Raw genomic sequence first — 23,413 nt, forward strand, 5'->3', positions numbered from 1 at the left:
AGGTGGTGAAAATAAAAAACGATTGGTAGGGAGGCGTCAAGTTAAACATGACAAGATGTTGCGAAATTGAAATATTTATTAGGTAAACACCCTGAATGTTCGATTTTTGCGCGTTTTTTTGCGGTTTCGAGCGAGCTCGATGTTCGTAAAAATGAACGATTGTCGGACGCTTCGCAAATTCATCCTTTCTGCCTTGAGGCCGTCACTCGTCTGGCGCGGCAATGATATCCTTTTGCACCCCTCGCAGCCGATTGGCTGCGAATCTGCCCATATGGACATCGATCGGTTCTATTCATGAAGAAATCAGTAGGCATTCTTTGCGGCCTGGCCATCGCCATCGCCGTCGTGACCACCGCTGGCGCCTGGTACACCGGCAAGCAACTGCCGGGGGAGCTGGAAAACGCTGTCAGCCGCAGCAACGAACAGCTCAAAAAAGCCCTGGTCAATCATGGCGGCAGCATGACGGTTGAGCTGGTATCCCTCGATCAGCATCTGTTCAGCAGCACGGCGCAGTATCGGCTCAAGGCCAAGGACATCAACCTCGGCCATGGCGAAGTGCTCAGCTTCGACCTGGGCATGACCGACCAGATCGAACACGGCCCGTTCCCATGGTCGCGGGTCAAGGCGCTGCAACTGATGCCCGTGCTGGCCGCCAGCAACAGCAGCTTGCAGAAGGATGACCTGACTGCCCCGTGGTTCGCTGCGGCAGGCGAGCAATCGCCGATCCGCGCGCATACCAGCCTGGGCTTTGCTGGCAACGTCGACAGCACCATCACCGTGGCACCGCTCAAGCACACCGAGGCCAATGGCAGCAGCCTGGACTTCTCCGGCATGACCCTGGAGGTCAGCGGTGATCAGGAAGGCAAGGCGTCGAAATTCCACGGCAGCGCGGATCGCTTCGAGATGAAGCTGGTCGGCGACGACCAGCCGCCAACCACCCTCGAACTCTCGGGCCTGAAGGTTGGCGGCAACCTTACGGCCAGCAAGCACGACGCCGTATACGTCGGCGAGGTCGACATGCTGTTGGCGCAGGCCAGGGCGACCTTGGGTGACAAGCAGCAGGAACTGGTGCTCAAGGGGCTCCAGCAGACTGTCCAGCAGACCCTGGATGGCCCCGACACCGTGGCGGGTCGCGTGGATTATCGGGTGGCTGATATCACCTGGGATGGCCGTGCGGTCGGCAATGTGCAGATGGGCGTGAGCATCAAGTCGCTCAATGCGCCGGCCTTGCAGTCATTGTCGAAGTGGTACCAGGCCCACCTGCCGGAGTTCGAAGCGGCCCAGGCTGCCGGTCAACCGGTGCCGGAAATCCAGATGGATGAGGCGGAAAAAGCCCGGTTCCACGGCGATCTGCAACAGTTGCTGGCCTCCAAGCCCAAGCTGGCGATCGAAAACCTGGCGTTGCGCACTGCCAATGGCGAGAGCCGCTTCGAACTGTCGATGGACTTTTCCAACCCGGCTTCGTTCGACCTGCCGCCAGACCAGCTGAGCAAGCAACTGATCACCGAAGTGAAGAGCAAGCTGACCTTGTCCAAGCCGATGATCGGCGACCTGGCGACCTTGCAGGCGCTGCTGGAAGGGCAGACCGATGCCCAGGCGATTGCCATGCAGTCCGGCCAGGCCGGGGAGATGGTCGGCATGATGGCGCTGCAGAGCGGCCTGGCCACCGTGCAGGGCAACGATGTGGTGTCGAGCCTGCACTATGCCGATGGCATGGTCGATTTCAACGGCAAGAAGATGACCGTCGAAGCGTTCGCCATGTTGCTGGCGGCGCATTTTGCCGCCATGCAACCGCAGGGCTGATGTTCTGCCTGTGCTGGCCTCTTCGCGGCTAAAGCCGCTCCCACAGGGATCACCTCGCGCCTGAGGTCAGCACAGGTCTGTGGGAGCGGCTTTAGCCGCGAAGAGGCCAGCACAGGCATTACAAAAACCGCTTTTGAATTCCCCAGATTGTCTGTAGCCTTCGGCGTCCGATAATAATCCGCGCCCGCAGAGGGCCGTGGCGGCACGCCTGCCGTCCGGCACCCCTAGCCGATCTGCCAGGGCCGGGTGATACACTCGATTTGACGCGCACGCGCGCCTGCAGGTCCAGCGATCATGACCCAGATTTCCGAACGCCTGTTGGTTCAGGCCCACCTTGACGCCAAGCAGCCCAACCCGCTGACCGCCGGGCAGGAGGCCGAATACCGTGCGGCCATCGCTGCCGAGCTGAAAGCCCAGAACGCCGTGCTGGTAGCCCACTATTACTGCGACCCGGTCATCCAGGCGCTGGCTGAAGAGACGGGCGGTTGCGTGTCCGACTCGCTGGAAATGGCCCGCTTCGGCAAGAACCACCCTGCCGAGACGGTGATCGTCGCGGGTGTGCGCTTCATGGGCGAAACCGCCAAGATCCTCACCCCGGAAAAACGCGTGTTGATGCCGACCCTGGAGGCCACCTGTTCGCTCGACCTGGGCTGCCCGGTCGAAGAGTTCTCGGCCTTCTGCGACCAGCACCCCGAGCGTACCGTGGTGGTTTATGCGAATACCTCTGCTGCGGTGAAGGCACGGGCGGACTGGGTGGTGACCTCCAGCTGCGCGCTGGAGATCGTCGAAAGCCTGATGGATAACGGTGAGACCATCATCTGGGGCCCGGACCAGCACCTTGGCCGTTACATCCAGAAGCAGACCGGTGCCGACATGCTGCTGTGGGACGGTGCCTGCATCGTTCACGAAGAGTTCAAGTCGCGCCAGCTGGCCGATATGAAGGCGCTGTACCCGGATGCCGCCATCCTGGTACACCCGGAGTCGCCGGAAGCCGTTATCGAGCTGGCCGACGCGGTGGGCTCGACCAGCCAGCTGATCAAGGCAGCGCAAACCCTGCCGAACAAGACCTTCATCGTCGCCACTGACCGCGGCATCTTCTACAAGATGCAGCAGCTGTGCCCTGACAAGGAATTCGTCGAAGCGCCGACGGCCGGCAACGGCGCGGCCTGCCGCAGCTGCGCGCATTGCCCGTGGATGGCGATGAATACCCTGGAGCGGGTGCTGGATTGCCTGCGGCACGGGAGCAACGAGATCTTCGTTGACCCGGCGCTGGTACCGAAGGCCATCAAGCCGCTGAACCGCATGCTCGACTTTACCCAGGCGGCTCGCCTGAAGCTCTCCGGTAACGCTTGAGATTGCTGGGGCCGCTTTGCGGCCCATTCGCGACACAAGGCCGCTCCTACAGGCGATCGCGTACCCATGCAGAAGCGGCCTTGTGTCGCGAATGGGGCGCAAAGCGGCCCCAGGATCTCAGCGGCCCATCATTTCCTGAACCATGCGCTTCTGTTCCATGATTTCGCGCTGGCGCTGGTCGATCTGCGAAGCCAGCGGGAAGTTGCCGCCCGCCCGCCGCTTGGCGTAGTCCAGCTGCTGTACCGCCTGGTCGAAATCCCCCACCAGCGTGAAGTATTCGGCGCGCGCCCGATGCAGCCCGATGGTATTGCCCGACAACCCGCGCACTTCCGCCATGTCGTACCAGACGTCCGGGTCATCCGGTCGGCTCTTGAGCAGGTCTTCCAGCACCTTCTCGGCCTCGGCGGGCTTGTTCTGCTTCACCAGCAGGTCGGCACGTACCTGTTTCAGCGGGTAGTTGGCCGGGTATAGCCCCTGCATGCGCTCGGCACGTTGCTGTGCGTCGGCCAGGCGGTTGTTGGTGATATCCAGGTCGATCTGCGCCAGATTGTAGGTAATGTCGTTGGGCGCTTTGGCCAGCAATGGCTTGAGGTTTTCTCGCGCTTCGTTGAGCTGGCCACCCTTGATCTGCGCCAGGGCCAGGCCATAGCGGGCGGCATCGAGTTTTGGATCTTCGTCGAGCTGGGCGCGGAAGCGCTTGGCTGCCAGACCTGGGGTGCCCTCGTAAGTGAGTGCCACGCGGGCGCGGATCAGCTGGTAGCGTTGACTGTCCTCGACGCCGCCTTTGGGCGCCTGCTCGGCGCGGTTGCGGGTGTCGGCGATACGCGATTCGGTTACCGGGTGAGTCAACAGGAATTCTGGCGGCTTGGCATCGTAGCGGTACTGGCGCGCCAGGCGCTCGAACATGGTCGGCATGTTGCGCGGGTCGTAGCCGGCCCTTTCCAGGTTCTGGATGCCCACGCGGTCGGCTTCCTGTTCGTTCTGCCGCGAGAAGCGCCGTTGTTCCTGGAGAGCCGCCGCCTGGGTACCGGCGATCATCCCGATGCCGGCATCACCGGCGCCGCCCGCCGCCAGCACGATGCCAGCCAGCAGGGCCGCCATCATCGGCAGTTGCATGCGCTGCTGGGCCTCGACACCGCGGGCGAAGTGGCGTTGCGACAAGTGCGCGAGTTCGTGCGCCAGCACCGAGGCATATTCGCCTTCGGTCTGGGCATTGAGGAACAAGCCGCCGTTGACGCCGACGATGCCGCCCGGCGCGGCAAAGGCGTTGAGTTCGCGGCTGTCGATGAGGATGAATTCCAGGCGTCGGTCCTGCAGCTGGCTGGTTTCGGCCAGGCGGTAGACGGTGGTTTCGACGTAGTCCTTGAGCTGTGGGTCGTTGAGTTGGTTGACCTGGCCGCGCAGCAGGCTCAGCCAGGCGCGGCCAAGGTCGTGCTCCTGCTTGGGTGAAACGATGGCGGAACTGGCGTCGCCCAGTGACGGCAGGTCGTCGGCGTGGCCTGGAAGGGCCATGAGGCAGGCCAGCGCCAGCAGGGTAGGGCGCAGTAGATTCATGCAGAAGCTCGCGTCGATGAAAAGCCTTACTGTAGCCGGGTCGCGCGGAGCCGACCAGTGGCGGTATGCTACCGAGCTTTCCCCAAGACTTTCTGCCTCGCCCTGGAGACGCACCCGATGAGTGACCCCCTGACCTGCGACGCCGAACTCGACGCCAGCGGGCTGAACTGCCCGTTGCCGCTGCTCAAGGCGAAGATGGAACTCAATCGCCTGGCCAGCGGTGCGATCCTCAAAGTCGTCGCCACCGATGCAGGTTCGCAGCGCGACTTCCGCACTTTCGCCAAGCTTGCCGGTCATACCCTGCTGCAAGAAACGGCCGAGGCCGGTACCTATACCTACTGGCTCCGCAAGGCCTGAGCCAACCGAAGGATCGTCAATGTTCAAAGTGCTTCGCGACTGGATAGAGCGCTACTTCTCCGATGAGGAAGCGGTGGTGCTGGCGGTCCTGCTGTTCCTCGCCTTCACCGCAGTGCTCACCCTCGGCGGCATGCTGGCGCCCGTGCTGGCCGGTATGGTCCTGGCGTTCCTGATGCAGGGCCTGGTCAATGCCCTGGAGCGCATGCGGGTGCCGACCCGGTTCGCGGTGATGCTGGTGTTCGCCCTGTTCATGGGGGCGCTGGCGGTGTTCATGCTGGTGCTGGTGCCGCTGCTCTGGCATCAGCTGATTACGCTGTTCAACGAATTGCCGGGGATGCTCGGCAAATGGCAGTCGCTGCTGCTCCTGCTGCCGGAGCGTTATCCGCACCTGGTGTCGGACGAGCAGGTGTTGCATGCGATCGAGTCGGTGCGCGGCGAAATCGGCAAGTTCGGGCAATGGGCGCTGACCTTCTCGCTGTCGAGCCTGCCGCTATTGGTCAACGCGATGATCTACCTGGTGCTGGTGCCAATCCTGGTGTTCTTCTTCCTCAAGGACCGCGAGCTGATCGGGCGCTGGGTCAGTGGTTACCTGCCGCGTCAGCGCACCCTGCTGAACCGCGTGGGTAGCGAGATGAACCGGCAGATCGCCAATTACATTCGCGGCAAGGGCATCGAAATCCTGATCTGCGGGATCGCCACCTACATAGCCTTCATCAGCCTGGGGCTCAATTACGCCGCGTTGCTGGCGCTGCTGGTGGGGTTGTCGGTGGTGGTGCCCTACGTGGGCGCGGTGGTCGTGACCGTGCCGGTGACGTTGATCGCGCTGTTCCAGTGGGGCTGGGGCGACCAGTTCATTTTCCTGATGACGGTGTACGCGATCATCCAGGCGCTGGATGGCAACGTGCTGGTGCCGCTGCTGTTCTCCGAGGCGGTGAGCCTGCACCCGGTGGCGATCATCTGCGCGGTGCTGCTGTTTGGCGGGCTGTGGGGCTTCTGGGGGATCTTCTTTGCGATCCCGCTGGCGACCTTGATCAAGGCTGTGCTGGATGCCTGGCCTCGGCAGGAGCCGAGCGTCTCGCCGATGTTGTGAATGTAACTGGGGCCGCTTTGCGGCCCTTCGCGGGCACGCCCGCTCCCACAGGAATGGCGCCAGCTTTCAACATGTGGGCAAGACAGTTGCTGCCACAGGAATCGTGCAAGTCCTTGTGGGAGCGGGCGTGCCCGCGAAGGGCTGCAAAGCAGCCCCAGTCAAACTCAGGCTTTATTCAAGGCCTGGGCCGCTGCCAGCACGGCATCCACATGCCCCGGTACTTTCACGCCACGCCATTGCTGACGCAGTACGCCATCCTTGTCGATCAGGAACGTGCTGCGATCGACGCCCAGGTATTCCTTGCCATACAGCTTCTTCAGCTTGATCACGTCGAACAGTTGGCACAGGGCCTCGTCCTTGTCGCTGATCAGCTCGAACGGGAAGCCTTGCTTGGCCTTGAAGTTTTCATGCGACTTGATGCCATCGCGTGACACGCCGAACACCACGGTGTTGGCGGCGGCAAAGGCATCATGCTGGTCGCGGAAACCCTGGCCTTCGGTGGTGCAGCCCGGGGTGCTGTCCTTTGGATAGAAGTACACCACGACCTGCTGGCCCTTGAGCTCGGCAAGGCTGACGGTCTGGCCGCTGGTGGCCTGGGCCTGGAAGTCGGCGACGGGTTGGTCGAGAGCTACTGCCATGGTCGGTTTCCTTACATGGGGTTCTGTGGACGCCATGGCTCGATCAGCGCATCGAGGTTCAGGGCATCGGCGAAGTCCAGGAACTGGTCGCGCAGCCAGCTGATCTGCGTGCCAGCCGGCAGGATCACGGTGAACTGGGCGTTGAGCATGCTGCTGCCAGTCTGCGGCGCCAGGTAGGTATCGCAGGTCATGGCTTCGAGCTCGACGCGGTGGTCGAGGAAGAACTGGCACAGCTCGTTGATGATGTCCGGGCGATAGGCGGCGCTGACGTAGGCCACATAGGGCAGGGCCTGCGGGCGCACTTCCTGGTCGGCGCTGCGCACCACGTCGAGGGTCAGGCCGTGTTTCTTGCCCAGGCCCGGGAGCATGGCTTCGAGGCGTGCCAGGGCATCCCAGCTGCCGCCTACCTGCAGCACCAGGGCGCTGGTCTCGCCGTGGCGGCTCAGGCGCGATGTGACCACCGCGCAGCGGTTTTCGAAGGCGGCGCGGCTGAGGACGTTGGCCAGCTCCATTGGGTTGGGGCCCAAGGCGCTGATGACAAGGAATTGTTCGCGGACGGTGGGGGTGGACATGCAGCATTCCTAAAGCGATGAGCGGTCGGTGCAGGACGGGCGAAAGCCTCCTGTCGGCAGGGCCCGGGGCTCGCATGCGAGGACGTGGACGCTGGCCGGGGAGCAGGGTCGGCGGCCCGGCGGGCCGCGCTGCACCGATCAAAGGATCAAGGGTAGCGAAATAAGGCGCCGAGGGGAATGCTCCGCCCGCCTGCTTCGCTTGTGCAAGGCCGATGCCCCCAGTACCATTACCGCTCTCTTTTTCCGGCAGGAGCAGTTACATGATTGCGGGCAGTATGGTGGCGTTGGTCACACCCATGGATGCACAAGGGCGTCTGGACTGGGTCAGCCTCGACAAACTTGTAGACTTCCACCTGGAAAACGGCACCCACGCGATCGTCGCAGTCGGCACCACCGGTGAGTCGGCCACGCTCGATGTCGAAGAGCACATCCTGGTCATCAAACACGTGGTCGAGCGCGTCAAGCGCAGCAACAAGCCGATCCCGGTGATCGCCGGCACCGGTGCGAACTCCACCACAGAAGCCGTGCACCTGACCCAGAACGCCAAGAATGCCGGCGCCGACGCCTGCCTGCTGGTCGTGCCGTACTACAACAAGCCGACCCAGGAAGGCCTGTACCAGCACTTCAAGCACATTGCCGAAGCCGTCGACATTCCGCAGATCCTCTACAACGTGCCCGGTCGCACCTCCTGCGACATGCAGGCCGAGACCGTGATCCGCCTGTCGAAGGTCAAGAACATCATCGGCATCAAGGAAGCCACCGGCGACCTGGCCCGTGCCAAGGCCATTCTCGAGGGTGTCGACAAGGATTTCATCGTCCTGTCCGGCGATGACCCGACTGCCGTCGAGCTGATCCTGATGGGCGGCAAGGGCAACATTTCCGTCACCGCCAACGTCGCCCCGCGCGGCATGGCCGACCTGTGCGAGGCCGCCCTTGAGGGCAATGCCGAGAAGGCCCGCGCTATCAACGAAAAACTCATGCCGCTGCACAAAGACCTGTTCTGCGAAGCCAACCCGATCCCTGTCAAGTGGGCGCTGGTGGAAATGGGCCTGATGCACAAGGGCATTCGCCTGCCGCTGACCTGGCTGAGCGAAGGTTGCCACGAAAAAGTCCGTACTGCCTTGCGCCAGTCCGGCGTACTGGTTTAAGAGGAAGTACACCGCATGAAGCGACTGGCTGGTCTTTCCGCACTCGCCCTGATTATTTCCAGCACCAGTGGGTGTGGCTGGCTGTGGGGCGAGGATGGCTATTTCCGCGACCGCGGCAGCGATTACCTGCAGGCGCACCCGACCGCGCCGATGCAGTTGCCGCCAGACGCCGGCAACGTCAAGCGCCTCGATCCGTTGCTGCCGATCCCGCGCAACGTCGCCGACGATCATGCCACTGGCGAGTTCGAAGTGCCGCGCCCGCAGCCACTCACCGCTGGCGCCGAAGCCAGCGACTACACCCTGCAACGCAGCGGCAGCAGCCGCTGGGTGCTGGCCCAGCATTCGCCGGCCGAAGTATGGCCGGTGGCGCACCAGTTCTTCGAGGACAATGGTTTCCGCATCGCTGACGAGCGCCCGCAGACCGGTGAGTTCAGCACCACCTGGCAGCGTTTCGACGAACTGTCGGCATCGCTCGGCCAGCGTCTGTCGAGCACTGCCAGCAGTGGCGACAGCGAAGTGCGTGTGCGTGTTCGTATCGAGCCCGGCGTGCAGCGCAACACCTCCGAGGTGTACATCGTCAGCGTCGAGCGCCCGGCCGGCAGCACCGCCGACACTGCGTTCCCGTCCACTTCGGCCAACACCGGGGCCGACGCGCTGCTGGTCGACGAAATGCTTGCCAGCATGAGCCGCAGCGCCGAGAAGGGCGGTTCGGTATCGCTGCTGGCTGCGCGTGACTTCGACGCGCCTAGCCGTGTCACCCTGAGCGAAGACGGCAGCGGCAACCCGGTGCTGTTCCTCGGCTCGGACCTGGACCGTGCCTGGTCTGGCGTGGGCCGGGCCCTGGAGCAGGGTGGCCAGTGGCGTGTCGAGGACATCAACCGCAGCCTGGGCCTGTACTACATCAACCTGTCGGAAAAGCCTGACGACAAGCAGAACGAGCCTGGCTTCTTCAGCCGTGTGTTCGGCAGTGCTCCGACCAAGGAAGAGCGTGAAGCCCGCGCCGAGCGTTATCAGGTACGCCTGAGCAAGGTGGGCGAAAGCGTGCAGGTCACCGTCGAGAAGAACATCAACACCGTGGCCCCGGCCGACGTCGCCCGCCGCGTGCTGAGCGCCATTCAGGACCACCTGGGCTAAGTGCGCTTCGCGGTACTCGGAAGCGGCAGCCAGGGAAATGGCACGCTGATCGCCAGTGGTGACACGTTCATCCTGGTCGATTGCGGCTTTTCCCTGCGTGAAACCGAGCGGCGCCTGGCGCTGCTCGGGGTGTCGGCGGCACAACTGAGCGCTGTGCTGGTCACCCATGAACATGCCGACCACGTGCATGGGGTGGGGTTGCTGTCGCGGCGCTACAATGTACCGGTCTACCTCAGCCAAGGCACATTGCGCGGCATGCGCAAGCCGGTTGAGGTGGCCGGTTTTCTCGCGTGTGGCCAGCAGCTGCAGATCGGTGGGCTGGAAGTGAGCCCGGCACGGGTCGAGCACGACGCCTACGAACCGTTGCAGTACGTGTTCAGCGACGGCCGCCGGCGTTTCGGCATGCTCACCGACCTGGGGTCGTACGATGCGCTGCTGCTCGAGCGCTACCGGGGCCTGGACGCACTGCTGATCGAAGCCAACCACTGCCGCGAGCTGCTCGCGCGCGGTCACTACCCGGCCTTCCTGAAGCAGCGGGTAGGTGGCATGCAAGGACATTTGAACAATCACCAGGCTGCGCGCCTGGTGCAGGAGTTGGGCTGGAACACCTTGCAGCACCTGGTGCTGGCCCACCTCAGCAGCAAGAACAACCTGCCACACTTGGCCCGTCAGTGCTTCGTCGACACCCTTGGGTGCGACCCGGACTGGCTCCAGGTGGCGAATCAGGAACACGGGCTCGACTGGCGCGAAATCGCCTAGCCCAACACCTCAGCAAGCGGAGCCCAATCATGGAAAAACGCGACGAACTCTACCGCGGCAAGGCCAAATCGGTTTACAAGACCGACGACGCCGACCGCTTGATCCTGCTGTTCCGTAACGACACTTCGGCGTTCGATGGCAAGCGCATCGAGCAGCTCGACCGCAAGGGCATGGTGAACAACAAGTTCAATGCCTTCATCATGCAGAAGCTCGAAGAAGCCGGCGTGCCGACCCAGTTCGACAAACTGCTGGGCGACAACGAGTGCCTGGTGAAGAAGCTGGACATGATCCCGGTCGAGTGCGTGGTGCGCAACTACGCCGCCGGCAGCCTGGTCAAGCGCCTGGGCGTGGAGGAGGGCATCAAGCTGGAGCCGTCCACCTTCGAACTGTTCCTGAAGAACGACGAGAAGGGTGACCCGTTCATCAACGAATCCCACGGTGTCGCTTTCGGCTGGGGTACCGCCGAGCAGCTGGTCGAGATGAAGAAGCTGTCGCTGAAAGTCAACGAAGTGCTGAGCAAGCTGTTCGATGACGCCGGCCTGCTGCTGGTCGACTTCAAGCTGGAATTCGGTGTGTTCCACGGCCAGATCGTCCTGGGCGACGAGTTCAGCCCGGACGGCTGCCGCCTGTGGGACAAGGAAACCCGCAAGAAGATGGACAAGGACCGCTTCCGTCAGGGGCTGGGCGACGTGATCGAGGCCTACGAAGAAGTTGCCAAGCGCCTGGGCGTGCCGCTGTAACCCGCACGTTCACGCAAGCGTCTGATACCACGCGATTTTTTTGGAAAAAAGATTTGCGTTTCAAGAAAACGCTGGTATGATGCGCGGCATTGGAGAGATGCCGGAGTGGTCGAACGGGACGGATTCGAAATCCGTTGTACTGGCAACAGTACCTAGGGTTCAAATCCCTATCTCTCCGCCATACAAGATGAAGCCCCGCAGATTAACGTCTGCGGGGCTTTTTCGTTTCTGGCGTTGTTATCTTCGTTTCAGCTCACTGTGAGGAGGCGTTGTCTTTGGCACTAAGCGAAAACGGTGGGAAGAAGGCGGAAGTGGACGGGTAACCCAGGATGGCCGGGGCTTTCAGGCTCGTTAGCGGTGCCAAACCGGGGCCAAATAGCCGCTAAGATAGAAACCGAGAAAAGTTCTCGAAAGCGCAGAATTTAGCGTCGTGTTTGGCATCAAGTGTTTCCCCGCTCTAGGTGCTTATAAGGTCCGGAAACACTACGATTCGCTTGCGAAACCGCTTCGCCACAGGTTCTTTTTCCAGCTTATAGAAAACGAACTACCCGACTTTTCCAAAAAGAAACCAAGAAAACTGGCGGCAAGCCCCCGTGCCTCAAGGGATGCAGCGCTGATTAGGGCATTTGCTTTCCGTCGAATGGCGCCTGGAGAAAAAGAAACCGAAGACCGTTAGATTTTCCTTGCCGTGCGCACCGTTAGACGTTAGATTCCTTCCGTCGCTGCCAATTCAGCGACCGGGTTTGGCGACCCGACTAGTAGACGGCGCAACAGCGCCCAACCAGACAGCAGGCGCTTTTTTTGTGCCCGCGATATGTCATGGCCGCTGTGCGTGGGAGACCTTCGGGTCTGCCGGGTTCCGTTTACCCCGGTTCGCCAACCTGCGCACAGCTGCCACCAATCGTTTGGCGACGATTCGGCAGCTCCATCAGTAAACGGAGCTCCATTATGACCGCCCTCATTCCGTCCAGACTTCGCGCCTTAGCGCTTCGCCGTATGGCGATAGCCGCTCTACACGCTGACTCCTCCCTTTCCGTACGTCTACGCCGCTACAACGCAGCTATGGCAAAAGCACGGGCCCTTGAAACTTGCTCGGAAGTTGAGGTGCATAATGGCTAAGTACTTGTCCATTGATTCAAAGTCAGATGCAAACTCCGTACTCTTCATGCGTTCCGATGCTCCCGCAGCAGCGCTGTTTGAAGGGGCTTGCGAACGCCAGTACGCAGTACTTGAGCTGCTCAAAGCAATAGGTCGTTGCGAAATTAGCGACGCCGACGCGACAGGAATTTCAGCCCTTGCACGCGCTGCCGCGCTACTGGTCGATGATGCCTCGTCGCTCTATGAGGCAGCGTATCGTTCTGCGAACAGCTAGCCATATGAGAGCTTGTTCTGAACCTGCCTAATGTATGTTCATCGCCCCCTCAATGGGGGCGTATTCATTAGGGCCAGAAAATTAGACAAGGTAGTTAATTATGCCACCAAGAAAAGCGGTCAATAAGTTAAGTGACAAGTTGAGAGGCCAGCTAGATACAATGCTGCGCGGAAGCGACTACGGCAGCTTAGTCAGGATTTCAGGGCACTTGCTAAGCGTCTATGACGTAAAGATTTCAAAGTCGGCCTTAGGGCGCTATGCCCAGGAATTAAAAGCTAGAGACGCACTAAAAGCCTCAGTAACTCATAGACCAGAGGCAAACCTAGCCGACCGATCTGTTAAAGAACTGCTTGCGGAGCTAGGTTATCTAAGATTTCGAGAGCACTCAATCATCAAGCAGCTAGAACAAATTGGGTTCATTGCCCCCAAGAAAATCGGCTAGCTAACGATTCATAAGTCTTCATGCAGCTGCGGAGCACTAAAGATGGCAAAGAAAGGTAGAAAGCCAATAGAGGTAGAACGCATACAGGGCAAATCCAACCGCCAACGGATCTGGGAAGAGATTTGCAAAACACCTGACGCGTTTACGGGATACAAGATTTCTCGCAAGTCCGGCGTACATGATACAACCGTGCGTTCTTACATACAGGGGCTGCTAAAAGCAGGGTATGTGAAGATCATCGACTGGCCGGATGCCTTCTCAGACCAGACACTATGCCTAGTCAAATACACAGGTATAGAAGCACCAACCGTAACAAAAAGTGGTTCAGAGCATGTGGTCGGGCTTAGAAATGAAGCCATGTGGAGAAGCCTTCGTATTATGGGGAGCACAAGTGCCAAAGGCTTGGCGGAAAGCTGCTCAATCAATTTCAATGTTTCTCTATGGACCGCTCGCACTTATCTCCGCCATCTTGTCAAGGCTGGCTATGTTGAACTGATTTCGACAGGGACTGGCGACCGCTCAGCTTATTACCGACTCCTTCCACTTAAGTACACAGGCCCGAGGCCGCCCGCGATAAAGCGTGGTGGTGTCGTATACGATGCTAACTTAGGGAAAGTGGTTTATCCTGCTGACTGACCTTACATCTCACCATCAAACAAGGCGCCTCCTGGCGCCTTTGGTGCTCTACTAAGCAAGCTCTTGACCAGGTACGCACTGCAACAGCCATACCACCAAAACGACCCGACCGCCTCTAGGCGCCTCAGAAACGTGCTGATCCATAGCCGCGGCCCTAGGGCTGACGGCTTTCGTTCGTTTAACCTACGCAAATCTAACGCGCCTCTAACGGTGGTTTGTGGTTGAGTCCGTCGCCCCGTCTCGCCCAGGTTGTGATTCCCTGACTATTTTGGGTTTCTACGGCTCGAAATGGTTCCTAGAAGTTCTTTGTGTGATAGCCCAGTTTGTTGCTTCTTCTTTAATAGAGGAGAAACACACCCTTTACTGGGGAATGATTAAATATTTCCTATCAGCGCAAGCGACTCTGGAAGGGCAGACACAATGCAAGGTGGCTCCACATCATCTACCCCCGCTAAAGATCAAGGCATTCTCACTCAGTCTATGATTGAAATGATTGAGATAATCGAACACGCCATTGATCTAGAAATGGAGAAGGACGCCTCACCGGCTGCTCTTGCAAACGCTTCGGTAGTGGCTCTGTGTCGTGTGCTGGGTGGAACAGCAGTTTACCTACCCCGTGCTACCGCTCTTAAGAAGATGGAGCGGGACAGACAGATCTTCAAGGATTACCGGGACGGCATGACGATTCCGGATATTGTGAAAAAACACAAAATATCCTCTCAGACGTTTTATTCGATCATCAGGGCTCAGCGGAGCTCAGCGCGGCTGCCGCAGACTGTTCAAGAGCAAAAAAATGATATCAGCTGAAAATAGCATGACCGTAAAATTCAAAGGTGCTTTGCTTGACATCTACCACGCTGCGCTTGACAGGGCTGTGGTCAGCGACTTGTCAGACTTGAGCCCAGAGCAGTTCGCAAGTATCGCTACCAGCGCCATTAGAGACTCGCTTGGAGGCCAGGTGCGTTACTTTTCAAAGGACCGTAAAGCGCCCCGCGCAGAAAGCAACGTTGAATACAACCACGCTGGCGAGACCGCTTTAGGCTTTAAAGGCACCTTGCTCCTTATCTATCGCTCTATTTTTGCCAAGGCAGCAGCCAGCGACTTGGCAAATTTGAGCCCGGAGCAGTTCGCCAATATTGCCACTACAGCCATTAAGCATTCGCTTGGCGGTCAACTTTTCTATATCCCAATGGGGCTCGACGGTGCGCGCCATGATCGGGACATGAAGATTTGTGAAGCATGGGAAGCCGGATTGGCCACGATAGGCGAACTGGCTATCCGATTTGAAGTGTCGCAACAGCAAATTTATGCATTGCTCAATCGGCTGTCAGATAAATACAGAAACAGCCACTCAGGGCTTCGCGAAGCACGCAAAGTCCGCAATGAAAAGCTACTGGCTGGCCGAATAGCTGGGGCGACTTACCGCGAATTAGGTAAGGAGTTTGGCCTTTGCGCTTACTATGTTCGCGAAATCCTCCAGAAACTCTCAAAGTAACATCACAGGAAAAACCATGATCATCACTGACAGCTCTCTTCATAGTCTCTTCACTGGCTTCAAAGCTGCCTTTAATCAAGGCAAGGAAAAGGCACAAACCAGTTGGGAGCAAATTGCTACTGAGGTTCCGTCCTCGACTGCAAGCAATACCTATGGCTGGCTTGGACAGTTTCCGTCATTTCGTGAATGGATCGGTGAGCGTGTTCTCAAAGATATTTCGGCACACGGTTACGTGATTCAGAACAAGGCCTACGAAAGCTCCATCGTCGTGCCGCGTGACGACATCGAAGATGACCAGTTTGGTGTTTTCGGTGCGTTGTTCGAGGAAATGGGCAGGGCTGCAACGGTGCACCCGGACGAGTTGGTTTATAACCTGCTCAAAAAGGGAACCTCGGAATTGTGCTATGACGGTAAAAAGTTTTTCGATACCGCGCACCCTGTTGGCCCTGTTGGGGAGAGCCAGCGAGAGGTGAGCAACTTCCAGGATGGGGGCGGCCCGGCTTGGTATCTACTGGACGTTAGCCGTTCGCTGAAGCCTCTTCTATTCCAGACCCGTCGCAAGTATGACTTGCGCGCCATGACTCGCGCAGATGATGAGGCAGTCTGGATGCGAAGGGAATTCCGCTACGGCGTTGATGCTCGTGTAAACGCAGGGTTTGGCTTCTGGCAATTCGCATACTGCTCCAAAGCCCCTTTGACGCCTGAGAACTACGAAGCAGCGCGCAAGACAATGCTCGGGTACAGAAGTGATGAGGGTCGTCCGCTGGGTGTCATCCCACGCCTTCTCGTAGTGCCATCTGAGCTTGAGGGCAAGGCTCGCACCCTGGTGGTCAAAGACGCAAACGATGGCAACCCATGGGCGGGAAGCGCAGAGGTACTCGTTAGCCCATGGCTCGACTATTGATTTCAGCTTGGCGAAATACAGCTGGCTGTGAGCTAGGTGTAATTTGGCGTCACTGGTTGAGTTTGCTGTCAGTCGTTGTAGCTGTTGTGAGTGGTAAGTAGCACTTTCTCTCCGATTGCGTGCTACGTTTGGCCCTGAGATGCGTTGTTTGGTTCGCATCTCAGGGCTTTTTTATGCCTGCCCGGTGCCAAACAGCCCGCTAAGCGGTGCCAAATCCAGCGCCGACTTACACTCACCAAGGCGTTGGCTCCAGCGCGCCAACCCCTGTTGGGGTGGTACTGCCCTCGCCATTACGCAGGAACGGCAGGTGCCAGAAGTCGTTGGGCACGATCTCGTCCCCAGGCTTGACGTTCTCCGGGAAGATGAACTCGAACACCGGTGCCACGTACTGCCCGGCAGTCAGGCCGTTGGCGACGGTCAGCCGGCTGGCGTTCTGCAGGCAGCTATCGACACCCGGTTGCGCAAGGGTGTTGGTGGGGACACACAGTGAACGAGCGACCACCCGCAAGGTACGGGTTGGCTGGCTGAGCAGGCCGGTCGGCGCCTTGGACGCACGCAACCGTGCGCGTTGTGGTTGTGGGCCTACGTTTTGCGTGGTGATCCCGCCTGAGGCGCCGGCGCAGGTGGGCGCCAGGACGGCGGCAGGGTCGCATTCCCCGGTCATTTCAAACGGCGTGATCCAGCGGTTGCGCTGTACACCGGTGGCTGGGTCGACATCGATCAGGTAGATGTCCACCGGGGTCTTGACGTCGGTGGTCTCGGCTTCGAGGAAGATCCGGTCCTGGGTTTCCTGGGCTGCACCGTTGACTGCTACCGCAGCCGGGTCTGCAGTGCCGACGCCGAATTCGCCAATGGCCAGATAGCTGGGCTGAGAGCCCGGTTGGGTATAGATACCGAGGTTGGCCTCGATGGTGTGAGCGGAAATGAAGTCCGGCACACCGGCCGTAGTCGATTTGAACAGCGTGCCGGAGTAGGTAATGAAGTCGCCGACTTCAAAGGGTACTTGTTGCGTCGGGTCCGGGTCGGTTGCGGTCCGTGTCGGGTCACTGAAGCGCTTCATGACGAACTGGCTGCAATACAGCTGGCCAGCCTTCGGTGGTGTCAGTTCACCGGATGCAGGCAACGCTACGCCGGCCTGGGCAAAGTTGCGGCAGTTGTTGGTTGTGGTTGGAGTGACCACTTTCGGCCGGTTTTTCTGAGGGCACAGCGGGTCATCACCGGTACGTGGCACGCACATCGGGTAACCCGTGGCCGAGTGAATGGTCGGGTTGGCGTCATCTACCGAAAAGCGAGGATCGGGGCTCTGGGCCCGACCGAAACGCCCGTTGGGGTCATTGATCTGCAAGATGGTCGGTTGCGGCGAGTTGGTACTCGTCACTTCTATGTTGCCGGTGGTCTGGTCAATCCTGCTGATATAACCACTGCCGATCTGGGCCGATTGCTGGGAGACAAAGATCAGCCCGGCAATTTGTTTGCCGGCGACGGTATTGCCGACAACATGCACTTCAAACGATGGGTAAGTGGCCGGTAGTTGTTTAAGGCCCAATGGGCCGCCGTGTACGAAGTCCGCCCAGGTGAGTGTATTGGCGGGCATCTGGATGACCGAGTTGCAGGGCACGGTAATAGTTGTGCCGTTGACCACAACCGTACCGCCCAACCGGTCCGGGCTGCTGGTATTCGGGCAGTTGCTGTTGCTGCTGTCGACGGTCATGTCCTGAATGAAGCCGGTGATATCGAAGCCATGAATGGCCAGCGGGTCGGCAAAGATCGGGTCAGGAAGGGTGGGCGTTGTGAAAGGTGATGTCGTGCCCTTGACCGGTTTGTCGGTCCCGCCCTTGGCCCAGGCATCGCCGGGCGAAGCAACAGTCAATGCCAGTGCGGCGAACATTGCACCTGCCAGCAGTGCCGGTTGAGCGAACAGCGTATTGAGCCGCGCTTGAGCGAGGGCTGCGGCCGAAGTCTTGAGTCCTGCAGATATGCTCATAATGGTCTCCGAAATGCTTCCAGCCACGTTGCAAGCATTCGATCCACCGTTAGAGGGCTCGTGTTGCACGAGTGCCTGTGCAAAAACTACGGAGCGATAAGGATATCGAATAAACGGCTCGAGCAGGGTAATGCCCATCGGTCTCGGGCGGCGATGAACTGGCCGGTTCAGGACATGTTCGCCAGAGAGTTCCTTGAGCCATATCGGTCAAAGCACGTGTTGTGCCAGTGCCGGTTTGCAACAGTGAACCCCGAAAAAACTATTACTAATTGTAAAAATTTTATTGGCAGTGTGCTGGGTCGTTATCGGGACTGCCCACGTTTGGGTGGTGTATCGCCGTTATTGGGGAAATGGCGTTTGCTGTTTGGGGGAAAACGGATTGACTGTTGATAAAAGTGATTTGCCGGATAAGGCACCCGTTGTCGATGGCTAATTGCGACTTGGATCCAATGCCTGGGTTCTGTATCATCCCGCCGCCATCAGAAAGATGGTCGAAGATGAAGCATTTAAAGGACTTAGTATGAAAAAGCTGTTCAAGGCCACTGTCGCCGTTGCTGTCGTATCCGGCGTTGCCCTGCTGTCGGGCTGCACTGGCCAAGTCTACAACCAGCAGAAAAACTGCTCGTACGACTACCTGTTCCACCCTTCGGTTTCCATCTCCAAGGTCATCGGTGGCTGCGGCCCTATCGATAAACTGCCTCAGCCGCAGTAAGCCTGGTGATCTCCAGATCTCGCCGCTAGTGGCCTGATCCGACGCCCCCGGTCATGCAGATGGCCGGGGGTTTTTGTTGCCCGAAAGCTTTTGCGGTGGGCGAAAATCACTGAGACAACCCGTCGCGTTGACCCCCCAGCGGCAATTTGTTTGTGCTGGCATTTCGGTTACAATCGGCGAAACGATTCAGCCTGGTCGGTCAATTCGACAAAAGCCTGAGTCGTTTTCTGGTTCTCTGGCTGCTGAACAATCATTAACAACAAGCCTGCGCTGAAGAACAAGGAACACTCTGGGCCAGCCACAGGTCCACCCTCCGTTCTACTGACTGGAATTGATCAATGTTCAAGAAAGCTGGCAAGACCTTGCTGGGTCTGGCTGTCGCTGCGAGCTTCATGCAAGCGCACGCCGCAGAAACCAAGAAAGTCGATGTGCTGCTGGTCGGCGGCGGCATCATGAGCTCCACCCTGGCCGTGTGGCTGCACGAGCTGGAGCCGAGCTGGTCGATGGAAATGGTCGAGCGCCTGGACGGCGTCGCCGAAGAAAGCTCCAACGGCTGGAACAACGCCGGTACCGGCCACTCCGCGCTGGCCGAGCTGAACTACACCCCGGAAGACAAAGACGGCAACGTCAACATCGCCAAGGCCATCGAAATCAACGAAGCCTTCCAGATCTCCCGCCAGTTCTGGTCGTGGCAGGTTCGCCAGGGCGTGCTGAAGAACCCGCATTCGTTCATCAACACCACCCCGCACATGAGCTTCGTCTGGGGTGATGACAACATCAAGTTCCTCAAGAAGCGTTACGACGCGCTGCAGGCCAGCCCGCTGTTCCGCCCGATGCAGTACTCCGAGGACCACGCGCAGATCGCCAAGTGGGTCCCGCTGATGATGGAAGGCCGTGACCCGAACCAGAAGCTGGCTGTCACCTGGACGCCAATCGGCACCGACGTCAACTTCGGCGAAATCACCCGCCAGTTCGTTGGCCACCTGCAGACCCAGAAAGGCTTCGACCTGAAGCTGTCCAGCGAAGTGCAGGACATCACCCGCAACGAAGACGGCTCCTGGCACGTCGAGTACAAGAACCTCAAGGACGGTACCGAATCGGCCACCGACGCCAAGTTCCTGTTCATCGGTGCTGGCGGCGGCGCACTGAAGCTGCTGCAGAAGTCCGGTATTCCAGAAGCCAAGGAGTACGCAGGCTTCCCGGTGGGCGGTTCGTTCCTGGTGACCGAGAACCCGACCGTGGCCATGCAGCACATGGCCAAGGCCTACGGCATTGCCTCGACCGGCGCGCCACCCATGTCGGTACCGCACCTGGACACCCGCGTGCTGGATGGCAAGCGCGTGATCCTGTTTGGCCCATTCGCCACCTTCTCGACCAAGTTCCTGAAGAACGGCTCGTACCTGGACCTGCTGAGCAGCACCACCACCCACAACGTGTAGCCGATGACCAAGGTCGGTATCGACCAGTACCCGTTGGTCGAGTACCTCGCTGGCCAGCTGATGCTGTCGGATGACGACCGCTTCGAAGCGCTGCGCACCTACTTCCCGAACGCCAAGAAGGAAGACTGGAAACTGTGGCAGGCCGGTCAGCGCGTGCAGATCATCAAGCGTGACGAAGAGAAGGGCGGCGTGCTGAAGCTGGGTACCGAAGTGGTGGCTTCCCAGGACCGCACCATTGCCGGCCTGCTGGGCGCCTCGCCAGGTGCTTCGACTGCTGCGCCAATCATGCTCAACGTGCTGGAAACCGTGTTCAAGGAAAAAGTCGCTACCCCTGAGTGGCAGGCCAAGATCAAGCAGATCGTACCGAGCTACGGTACCAAGCTGAACGATTCGGCAGCGGCTACCCAGAAAGAGTGGAACTACACCGCTGAAGTGCTGCAACTGGAGAAACCGCCGGTGATCGACGAGAGCGTCGGCACCAGCGTTGCGCCGAGCCAACCGGTTGAAAGCAAGCCAGCAAACGACATGGCGCTCTGATCGGGCGGCGATGTGGGTTCGCGAAAGCCACGGGTGACCCCCGTGGCTTTTTTTATGGGCGTTTCGGCAGGTCGCTGTCGACGACGAGGTCCTGCAGCACCTCCGCCAGGTTGAGGTCGATTGCCAATGCCAGGAAACTCACATCACCCTCGGCACTGACGGGAAAGACCTTCGCCTCGGTGGCAGCCCTGAGTACCACCTGATCGCCGTGCATGACGTGTATTTGCGAGCCGTCGGCCAGCTCCAGATTCAAGCTTCCCGAGGTGGCGAAAAGCAGCAGGTCGGTGCATGGGCTCAAGTGCGCGGCCGCATGCAGATGGCGATATTCCGCAATCCAGCCATCGCGCAGGAACGTCTTGCCCAAGGCGTAGGTCAGCGAGCATTCCAGCGACAGGTCAGCCATTTCCTCAATCACCTGGTCACGAGGAACCTTGGGCATCAGGCGGGAAAATTCACTCAGGTTGGTCAGCGTGACTTTCCGGCGTGCAAGGCTCATAACTGCTTCCTTTTCACAACCGCACCTCATGCCAGGAGCGTGATTGCCACATGCCCGGCGACACCGGCACACACACTGTAGATCAGGCTGCGTGACCAGTAGGCGACGATGACCACCGGGATCGCTGCCAGCAGGTCGGCATTCAGGCCCAGCAATGAGCCATCCTTGGCCACCAGCAGGGCGGGTACGGTGATGCTGGCGATGATTGCCATCGGCAAGTATTCAATGACGTCATTGAACAGCTTGGGAGATTTCTCCATCTTCAGCAGAAAGGGTGTCGCACGGGTGAGATAGGTGATGGCAGCCATCAGCATCACCGCTGCGATCAGGTAGTTCTTTTCAGGCATAACCCTGCTCCACAGCCTACGGCGGTTGCGATGAATACGTTCAAGGGCGACGGTGCGTACATGTTCAACAGGCAGGTGGTGACGATCACCACCAGGGCGATGAGCGCTTTGGTGAGGTTGCTGCACAGCGATATCAGCACGAAGATCATCATTGCCGTCAGGGCATAGTCCAGCTTGAACTGGGAGAACCGGTTCAATGCATCCGAGGCCACCGCGCCAAACACCGCGCCGGCGATCCAGCTGGCATGGCAGTAGGTATTGAACTGCAACAGATAGCCCGCCGAGGTCGGCCTGCCGTTTTCCAGGCGTTGGCTATGAAAGGCAAAGGACTCATCGGTCAGGCCGAAAGCGTACAGCAGCTTCTGTGGCTTGCTGATCGGCAGTTGTGAGCTGCGTTTGGACATGTACATCGCCATCAGCATGTGCCGCGAATTGATCAGCAAGGTCGACAAGGCAATGGTGATCAGCGGCGCGCTGGTGGTCATCAGGGCCAGTGCGGCGAACTGCGCCGCCCCGGCATAGACGAACAGGCACATGGCGGCCGGCAGCCACAAGGGCAGGCCGGCATTGATGCACATGACACCAAACACGAAGCTGACGACGAAATAGCCGGTAATGATCGGCAGGGCGTCGACCAGGCTTTCCTTGCGCGTGGCGGATAGCAGCACCGACGAGGTCACAGGTCGACCTCGCAGGTGATTTCACCACATGTCTGCAGAAAGCCTTGTTTCTGCCAGAAGCTCAGTGCCTGGGTGTTGTCATTCTCAACGAACAGGAACACCCGGCGAATGCCGTGCTGGCGGAAATCACTGAGAATCGAGTTGGCCAATGAAGTGCCGATCCTGCTCTGGCGATAGTCCGGCTCCACGGCCATGTGATTGATGGTGCCTCGTGTGCCCATCAGTCCGCCCGCGACCGCGCCGACGATGGCCCCGGTCTGGTTCTCGGCCACGTAGCAATAGGTGTGCTCGGTGCCGAGCAAACCTTTGAGCAGCCCTTCGTCCTGCCAGTCGCAGAATGAGGTCTCTTCGAAGCGGCGGAAGAAGTCGACGATCTTGCGCGCATGGAAGGGCGTGGCTTTCTTGATGCTCAGGCCATTGATGTGTTCGGCCGGGAACAGTTTTGGCGCCGTGCCGATGCAACTAGTCGATAATGTCATGCTCGCTACCCGGTCGAGAGAAGGAAATGGCAATGATCTGCCGGTAGCCCATTTCGGAATGGCTCGGGTTGATGGCCGGCGTTACATAGTGCTGAAGTTCGCGGTCGAGGAAGTAAGTAGTGTCGAGAATATTCAGGTAGGTGCCGGAATCGATAACATTGGACTGTTTATCGTAAATCTTGCTGGTAGCACCTTCGACATTATGACGGCCCCAGAAGTGCACGCCGCTGAACGGGTAACCGTCACAGTGAATACCTTCAGGTGTGATTTCGATCTGCGCCCCGGGTTTGATTTCGATACGGATCTGATGCACCTGGCACTGCCAGTTGACGGTATGCAGGTCTTCCGGCAATACGGCCTTGTACACGTCGAAATCCAGCCGAATCAGCGCCCGCAGGATCGGTGAGTTGAATACATCGGCGCCGATGTCATCGAAATGACGCGCCATGCCGCCGACGTAGGCGTTGTGGGCCTCGGATTGTTCGTAGGCGCGGTGGCTGAGTTGGTTCAGTTCGCCGGTGACCGGGTTGAAGTCGAAATCACTGTAACGGCGGTAGCGCGTGCCCTTGTCGGCCTGACCGTAATAACGGTCGACGCCCATGGTTTCCCAACTTTTGGAAAACTCGACGAACTCCTTGAAGCCGCCGGTCAAGGCATAATCGCTGCCCATGACATTGACCGTCTTGTTTTGTCGCAGGGCAGTTTCGATGTTTCTGTTCAGTGTCAGCATGGCCATCTCTTC

24 protein-coding genes, 1 tRNA gene and 1 pseudogene are annotated in these 23,413 nt (G+C 59.2%); 17 read left to right on the forward strand and 9 right to left on the reverse strand.

The window, feature by feature from the left end; all coding sequences use genetic code 11:
• The first annotated feature begins 294 nt into the window (after positions 1 to 294).
• Together ACTORR_RS21150 and nadA are read left to right on the forward strand one after the other, a co-directional pair.
• Entirely contained in the window at positions 295 to 1,803 is a 1,509-nt protein-coding gene (locus ACTORR_RS21150) for a YdgA family protein (protein ID WP_441343860.1), read from the forward strand.
• Positions 1,804 to 2,097: 294 nt separating this feature from the next.
• Positions 2,098 to 3,156: a quinolinate synthase NadA gene (gene nadA, locus ACTORR_RS21155; RefSeq protein WP_054883380.1), complete on the forward strand. Its 1,059-nt coding sequence runs from the start codon at positions 2,098 to 2,100 to the stop codon at positions 3,154 to 3,156.
• 117 nt (positions 3,157 to 3,273) lie between these two features.
• Here the strand turns inward: nadA and ACTORR_RS21160 are convergent, their stop codons facing one another.
• The gene (locus ACTORR_RS21160) at positions 3,274 to 4,710 is read right to left on the reverse strand and encodes a M48 family metalloprotease (RefSeq protein WP_099815435.1); all 1,437 of its coding nucleotides are present in this window, start codon (positions 4,708 to 4,710) and stop codon (positions 3,274 to 3,276) included.
• Between the two features lie 117 nt (positions 4,711 to 4,827).
• On the opposite strand from ACTORR_RS21160, the gene ACTORR_RS21165 reads away from it, so the two are divergent.
• Both ACTORR_RS21165 and ACTORR_RS21170 read left to right on the forward strand, forming a co-directional pair.
• Positions 4,828 to 5,067, forward strand: a complete 240-nt coding sequence (locus ACTORR_RS21165) for a sulfurtransferase TusA family protein (RefSeq protein ID WP_054883378.1) — start codon at positions 4,828 to 4,830, stop codon at positions 5,065 to 5,067.
• Positions 5,068 to 5,086: 19 nt separating this feature from the next.
• Complete coding sequence (locus tag ACTORR_RS21170; protein ID WP_176507819.1) at positions 5,087 to 6,157, forward strand: AI-2E family transporter; 1,071 nt, start codon at positions 5,087 to 5,089, stop codon at positions 6,155 to 6,157.
• A 164-nt stretch (positions 6,158 to 6,321) separates the two neighbouring features.
• Here the strand turns inward: ACTORR_RS21170 and ACTORR_RS21175 are convergent, their stop codons facing one another.
• Both ACTORR_RS21175 and ACTORR_RS21180 read right to left on the reverse strand, forming a co-directional pair.
• Complete coding sequence (locus tag ACTORR_RS21175; RefSeq protein ID WP_054883376.1) at positions 6,322 to 6,795, reverse strand: peroxiredoxin; 474 nt, start codon at positions 6,793 to 6,795, stop codon at positions 6,322 to 6,324.
• 11 nt (positions 6,796 to 6,806) lie between these two features.
• Positions 6,807 to 7,367 (reverse strand): glycine cleavage system protein R, encoded by a 561-nt coding sequence (locus ACTORR_RS21180; protein WP_013973793.1) that lies wholly within the window; start codon positions 7,365 to 7,367, stop codon positions 6,807 to 6,809.
• A gap of 260 nt (positions 7,368 to 7,627) precedes the next feature.
• On the opposite strand from ACTORR_RS21180, the gene dapA reads away from it, so the two are divergent.
• The 11 genes from dapA (at position 7,628) to ACTORR_RS21235 (ending at position 15,997) form a co-directional block, all read left to right on the forward strand.
• Positions 7,628 to 8,515, forward strand: a complete 888-nt coding sequence (dapA, locus tag ACTORR_RS21185; protein ID WP_054883375.1) for a 4-hydroxy-tetrahydrodipicolinate synthase — start codon at positions 7,628 to 7,630, stop codon at positions 8,513 to 8,515.
• A gap of 15 nt (positions 8,516 to 8,530) precedes the next feature.
• A complete protein-coding gene (gene bamC / locus ACTORR_RS21190; protein WP_054883374.1) occupies positions 8,531 to 9,649 on the forward strand; it encodes an outer membrane protein assembly factor BamC in 1,119 nt (372 codons plus the stop codon).
• On the forward strand, positions 9,650 to 10,408 hold the full coding sequence (locus ACTORR_RS21195; RefSeq protein ID WP_054883373.1) for an MBL fold metallo-hydrolase: 759 nt from the start codon (positions 9,650 to 9,652) through the stop codon (positions 10,406 to 10,408).
• A 29-nt stretch (positions 10,409 to 10,437) separates the two neighbouring features.
• Positions 10,438 to 11,148: a phosphoribosylaminoimidazolesuccinocarboxamide synthase gene (gene purC, locus ACTORR_RS21200; RefSeq protein ID WP_313365004.1), complete on the forward strand. Its 711-nt coding sequence runs from the start codon at positions 10,438 to 10,440 to the stop codon at positions 11,146 to 11,148.
• 91 nt (positions 11,149 to 11,239) lie between these two features.
• Positions 11,240 to 11,329: transfer RNA gene (locus ACTORR_RS21205), tRNA-Ser, on the forward strand.
• A gap of 930 nt (positions 11,330 to 12,259) precedes the next feature.
• Positions 12,260 to 12,520: a hypothetical protein gene (locus tag ACTORR_RS21210; protein WP_139121058.1), complete on the forward strand. Its 261-nt coding sequence runs from the start codon at positions 12,260 to 12,262 to the stop codon at positions 12,518 to 12,520.
• 100 nt (positions 12,521 to 12,620) lie between these two features.
• Entirely contained in the window at positions 12,621 to 12,962 is a 342-nt protein-coding gene (locus ACTORR_RS21215) for a phage protein Gp27 family protein (RefSeq protein WP_441343865.1), read from the forward strand.
• A gap of 42 nt (positions 12,963 to 13,004) precedes the next feature.
• Positions 13,005 to 13,598, forward strand: a complete 594-nt coding sequence (locus ACTORR_RS21220; protein WP_139121057.1) for a hypothetical protein — start codon at positions 13,005 to 13,007, stop codon at positions 13,596 to 13,598.
• 420 nt (positions 13,599 to 14,018) lie between these two features.
• Entirely contained in the window at positions 14,019 to 14,405 is a 387-nt protein-coding gene (locus ACTORR_RS21225; RefSeq protein ID WP_083242036.1) for a Mor transcription activator family protein, read from the forward strand.
• 7 nt (positions 14,406 to 14,412) lie between these two features.
• Positions 14,413 to 15,093, forward strand: a complete 681-nt coding sequence (locus ACTORR_RS21230) for a Mor transcription activator family protein (RefSeq protein WP_175406175.1) — start codon at positions 14,413 to 14,415, stop codon at positions 15,091 to 15,093.
• A gap of 16 nt (positions 15,094 to 15,109) precedes the next feature.
• Positions 15,110 to 15,997 (forward strand): Mu-like prophage major head subunit gpT family protein, encoded by an 888-nt coding sequence (locus ACTORR_RS21235; protein ID WP_441343867.1) that lies wholly within the window; start codon positions 15,110 to 15,112, stop codon positions 15,995 to 15,997.
• A gap of 232 nt (positions 15,998 to 16,229) precedes the next feature.
• Here ACTORR_RS21235 and ACTORR_RS21240 read toward each other — a convergent pair whose 3' ends face one another.
• Positions 16,230 to 17,981 (reverse strand): hypothetical protein, encoded by a 1,752-nt coding sequence (locus ACTORR_RS21240; RefSeq protein ID WP_441343869.1) that lies wholly within the window; start codon positions 17,979 to 17,981, stop codon positions 16,230 to 16,232.
• Between the two features lie 520 nt (positions 17,982 to 18,501).
• Between ACTORR_RS21240 and ACTORR_RS21245 the strand changes: the two genes are divergently transcribed.
• Together ACTORR_RS21245 and mqo are read left to right on the forward strand one after the other, a co-directional pair.
• The gene (locus tag ACTORR_RS21245) at positions 18,502 to 18,693 is read left to right on the forward strand and encodes a DUF4223 family protein (RefSeq protein WP_008097338.1); all 192 of its coding nucleotides are present in this window, start codon (positions 18,502 to 18,504) and stop codon (positions 18,691 to 18,693) included.
• Between the two features lie 338 nt (positions 18,694 to 19,031).
• Positions 19,032 to 20,669 (forward strand): annotated as a pseudogene (gene mqo, locus ACTORR_RS21250) (malate dehydrogenase (quinone)).
• 52 nt (positions 20,670 to 20,721) lie between these two features.
• Here the strand turns inward: mqo and ACTORR_RS21255 are convergent.
• From ACTORR_RS21255 to ACTORR_RS21275, 5 genes are read right to left on the reverse strand one after another with little or no spacing between them, the layout of a single operon-like run.
• Positions 20,722 to 21,165, reverse strand: a complete 444-nt coding sequence (locus tag ACTORR_RS21255; protein ID WP_054883370.1) for a hypothetical protein — start codon at positions 21,163 to 21,165, stop codon at positions 20,722 to 20,724.
• 26 nt (positions 21,166 to 21,191) lie between these two features.
• Complete coding sequence (locus ACTORR_RS21260) at positions 21,192 to 21,512, reverse strand: AzlD domain-containing protein (protein WP_313365006.1); 321 nt, start codon at positions 21,510 to 21,512, stop codon at positions 21,192 to 21,194.
• Positions 21,491 to 22,192, reverse strand: coding sequence for an AzlC family ABC transporter permease (locus ACTORR_RS21265; RefSeq protein ID WP_313365007.1), 702 nt, complete (start codon positions 22,190 to 22,192; stop codon positions 21,491 to 21,493). Before ACTORR_RS21265 ends, ACTORR_RS21260 begins: the two co-directional genes overlap by 22 nt.
• On the reverse strand, positions 22,189 to 22,671 hold the full coding sequence (locus tag ACTORR_RS21270; RefSeq protein WP_054883368.1) for a GNAT family N-acetyltransferase: 483 nt from the start codon (positions 22,669 to 22,671) through the stop codon (positions 22,189 to 22,191). Before ACTORR_RS21270 ends, ACTORR_RS21265 begins: the two co-directional genes overlap by 4 nt.
• Positions 22,655 to 23,401: a 2OG-Fe dioxygenase family protein gene (locus ACTORR_RS21275; RefSeq protein ID WP_054883367.1), complete on the reverse strand. Its 747-nt coding sequence runs from the start codon at positions 23,399 to 23,401 to the stop codon at positions 22,655 to 22,657. Before ACTORR_RS21275 ends, ACTORR_RS21270 begins: the two co-directional genes overlap by 17 nt.
• Between the last annotated feature and the right edge of the window lie 12 nt (positions 23,402 to 23,413).

It is taken from the genome of Pseudomonas sp. SAR267, assembly GCF_052077595.1.
GTDB classification, from domain to species: domain Bacteria; phylum Pseudomonadota; class Gammaproteobacteria; order Pseudomonadales; family Pseudomonadaceae; genus Aquipseudomonas; species Aquipseudomonas vlassakiae.

Bases quoted from the DNA above. Each gene is read 5' to 3' on its own strand.
- ACTORR_RS21150 (WP_441343860.1), top strand. From the start codon at position 295: ATGAAGAAATCAGTAGGCATTCTTTGCGGCCTGGCCATCGCCATCGCC.
- ACTORR_RS21175 (WP_054883376.1), bottom strand. From the start codon at position 6,795: ATGGCAGTAGCTCTCGACCAACCCGTCGCCGACTTCCAGGCCCAGGCC.
- bamC (WP_054883374.1), top strand. From the start codon at position 8,531: ATGAAGCGACTGGCTGGTCTTTCCGCACTCGCCCTGATTATTTCCAGC.
- ACTORR_RS21260 (WP_313365006.1), bottom strand. From the start codon at position 21,512: ATGCCTGAAAAGAACTACCTGATCGCAGCGGTGATGCTGATGGCTGCC.
- ACTORR_RS21180 (WP_013973793.1), bottom strand. From the start codon at position 7,367: ATGTCCACCCCCACCGTCCGCGAACAATTCCTTGTCATCAGCGCCTTG.
- dapA (WP_054883375.1), top strand. From the start codon at position 7,628: ATGATTGCGGGCAGTATGGTGGCGTTGGTCACACCCATGGATGCACAA.
- ACTORR_RS21240 (WP_441343869.1), bottom strand. From the start codon at position 17,981: ATGAGCATATCTGCAGGACTCAAGACTTCGGCCGCAGCCCTCGCTCAA.
- ACTORR_RS21235 (WP_441343867.1), top strand. From the start codon at position 15,110: ATGATCATCACTGACAGCTCTCTTCATAGTCTCTTCACTGGCTTCAAA.
- ACTORR_RS21255 (WP_054883370.1), bottom strand. From the start codon at position 21,165: ATGAGCCTTGCACGCCGGAAAGTCACGCTGACCAACCTGAGTGAATTT.
- ACTORR_RS21160 (WP_099815435.1), bottom strand. From the start codon at position 4,710: ATGAATCTACTGCGCCCTACCCTGCTGGCGCTGGCCTGCCTCATGGCC.
- nadA (WP_054883380.1), top strand. From the start codon at position 2,098: ATGACCCAGATTTCCGAACGCCTGTTGGTTCAGGCCCACCTTGACGCC.
- ACTORR_RS21225 (WP_083242036.1), top strand. From the start codon at position 14,019: ATGCAAGGTGGCTCCACATCATCTACCCCCGCTAAAGATCAAGGCATT.
- ACTORR_RS21165 (WP_054883378.1), top strand. From the start codon at position 4,828: ATGAGTGACCCCCTGACCTGCGACGCCGAACTCGACGCCAGCGGGCTG.
- purC (WP_313365004.1), top strand. From the start codon at position 10,438: ATGGAAAAACGCGACGAACTCTACCGCGGCAAGGCCAAATCGGTTTAC.
- ACTORR_RS21210 (WP_139121058.1), top strand. From the start codon at position 12,260: ATGGCTAAGTACTTGTCCATTGATTCAAAGTCAGATGCAAACTCCGTA.
- ACTORR_RS21215 (WP_441343865.1), top strand. From the start codon at position 12,621: ATGCCACCAAGAAAAGCGGTCAATAAGTTAAGTGACAAGTTGAGAGGC.
- ACTORR_RS21230 (WP_175406175.1), top strand. From the start codon at position 14,413: ATGACCGTAAAATTCAAAGGTGCTTTGCTTGACATCTACCACGCTGCG.
- ACTORR_RS21270 (WP_054883368.1), bottom strand. From the start codon at position 22,671: ATGACATTATCGACTAGTTGCATCGGCACGGCGCCAAAACTGTTCCCG.
- ACTORR_RS21245 (WP_008097338.1), top strand. From the start codon at position 18,502: ATGAAAAAGCTGTTCAAGGCCACTGTCGCCGTTGCTGTCGTATCCGGC.
- ACTORR_RS21170 (WP_176507819.1), top strand. From the start codon at position 5,087: ATGTTCAAAGTGCTTCGCGACTGGATAGAGCGCTACTTCTCCGATGAG.
- ACTORR_RS21275 (WP_054883367.1), bottom strand. From the start codon at position 23,401: ATGCTGACACTGAACAGAAACATCGAAACTGCCCTGCGACAAAACAAG.
- ACTORR_RS21220 (WP_139121057.1), top strand. From the start codon at position 13,005: ATGGCAAAGAAAGGTAGAAAGCCAATAGAGGTAGAACGCATACAGGGC.